At 33.2% G+C, this 2,609-nt stretch carries 1 pseudogene; it reads left to right on the plus strand.

Annotated elements, in window-relative coordinates:
• Positions 1–2,519: pseudogene (locus tag U0839_RS08660) on the plus strand (hypothetical protein); the annotation flags it as partial.
• Positions 2,520–2,609 lie beyond the last annotated feature (90 nt).

The following is a 2,609-nucleotide window of genomic DNA, read 5'->3' on the forward strand; positions in this document are numbered from 1 at the left end:
GTGATAGTAATCCAGATAATACAGATATTAATTTTTATTACAACAGATATGCGAATATTGACCCATGGGGTAACCATCTAAAGGAAAATACATTTTATTTTACAGATCATCATGGTGGTAATAATTATAAATTTGTAGGCAATGTAGAGGCCACAGGGCTGATTTCGGCCTCTTCAATATTAGTTAATGGTAAATCTGTACAAAATGCTGTAGATAAAGTCAATAAAGCGCTTTATGCCACTTATTTGCCTAAGACACCTTATAATAATGGTAATAATGCACCTTTGGTTGTTGTTGATGATGGATATTCAGGTTTCGATAATGTAAATATTGCTAGAAATACATTAATGCTTGGTGGGCAATCACTGGATTCTAAGGTTGGTTTAAAAGCTAGTTGTCAAAATATTTCAGGAGGAGATCTGGGAGGGTCCTGTTATCAATTTACGGATATGTCTGGACCACAAGGGTGGCATCGTTCAGGTGCAGGATTGACTGATGGTGTCAATGTGGATATTCGTACTTCTAATAATTCTCCTATTGATGTTATAGGTGGTAATAAATTAGTAAAAGAGGGTGATGGTAATCATGATTATGCTGTACAAGGAAATGATTACACAATAGTATCTGATGTAACAGCAGGAAGCACAAAATTCGTTATTCACGGAATTTTCGGATGTGGTGTCGCAATAACTGATGTCAGTGGTTGTAAAATGACAGGGACTGAATTTTTAAATGATAAGGGTGAAACTGTATCATCTGTTAAAGTATTACCTGGTCCATATGATTCTGAAAAAAATACTATATCAGTTGAACTTGCTAGAGGTTATAAATTAAAAAAATCTATAAAGGCTTTAAGTCAAGTGAGGATAACAATTTACTCTGCTGATGGGAGAGCTTATGCTATAAAACCATATAAAAATGGAACTGAAATTTATCCAGCGCTTTCCCAACAGGAAATGAATATGATCTCTATGAGAATGGCTCTTTGGACGAATATTGCGAATGGTATGTCTGTCATAGAAGATAAAAAATCAATTAATGATGCTATAGATATGCCAAATTACTATTATGGATATTATTCCGGATCTGTTGGATCTCCAAAAGGGAATATAAGTGAAGATAAAAAACATACCTATACTCAGTTAAATGTTGAAACTTATTATTACCCAGGTGCTGGAGGTAAGGGATTGTGGAAAAACTTAAAAATGTTTTCAAACATTTATGAAGGATCAGATGGTGTTCCTGGAAGTAATAAGGGAGATCAATTGGATTATAAAATAAGCTATACAGATCCAAGAACATTGAAAATGAAACATAATTCCAATTTTCATCATTATAGCCAGCCAGCTTTATTTTTAGGGCTGAGTAACAAGAACTTTAATACGTATATGTTACAAACTAATGATGCTTCTAAGACTGATTCAATTACACGAACTTATGATAATCAATGGGATTTTTGGATGTATTCAGATCATGATTATTCAATAAATAGTCATGGATTAACAATGTCATGGGGAGGCAGTAATCATCGTTTGACTGCTGGTAGTTATATGATGTGGTTAGCTGGATTCAGTAAAATGCCCATAGGGTTGAGGATTGATGGTGAATGGGAAGATGGTGGGATACCGATTGATACAGATGGTGGGTTTAGAGTATATAAATGGGTATGGCCTTCTAAAGCTTTGAATACAATTAATGGTGAGCAGGTTATGATAGCGTTGGGACAGGCAAAAACTAGTAGTTCTTCTTATCAATTATTTTCCTTTATGTCTAATGATGGACCCGCTAATAATTCACTACATCTAGGAATGACAAAATCTAATAATGGATTACAATCTAATTATTCACCCACATGTAATCAAAATGGAAAATGTTCAGTATTGGGACAAGTTATTTATGATCCATTGGGTTATATAGGTGGTATTGCTCTTGGATCCGGACATGGAGATAAGACGAAATTAGGCTTAATTGTAGATAAGAATAGTAATGTGATTGTAAATAATGAACTTACAGTTCATGGTAAATCTGTCAACAATATTGTGGATAATGCAATATTAAAGTCACAAGTAAATGTAAATAATGGGGTTGCCGGTTTAAATGGTAACAAAGAAATAACAGCACATATCCGTAGTCCATTTATAGATGTATCATATCTTCAAACGCCTTTTATGATTTTACCTGCGACAGGTTCAATTCGTTTTAATACAGGAGATAGTAATCCAGATAATCCAGATATTAATTTTTATTACAACAGATATGCGAATATTGACCCATGGGGTAACCATCTAGAGAAAAATACATTTTATTTTACAGATCATCATGGTGGTAATAATTATAAATTTGTGGGCAATGTTATTACAACTGGTAATATTACCGCAAATAACTTGCATGTTATGCTTTCAACACCATCTTCATCATCCGCCCCTTGTAAAGCGGGAGATATAAAAGATGATTCAAACTATCATTATGTTTGTGTAGAATCGAATAAATGGAAACGTGTCGCTTTGTCAGATTTTTAGACAATCAATTAATTATGATTTTATTTTATAAAATCATACATTAAATTTTTATAATAATTTTATGCCCACCTTAATGGTGGGCTTTTTTTA

The sequence above is a fragment of the Commensalibacter sp. A3DC genome (genome assembly GCF_047307945.1).
Lineage (GTDB): Bacteria > Pseudomonadota > Alphaproteobacteria > Acetobacterales > Acetobacteraceae > Commensalibacter > Commensalibacter melissae.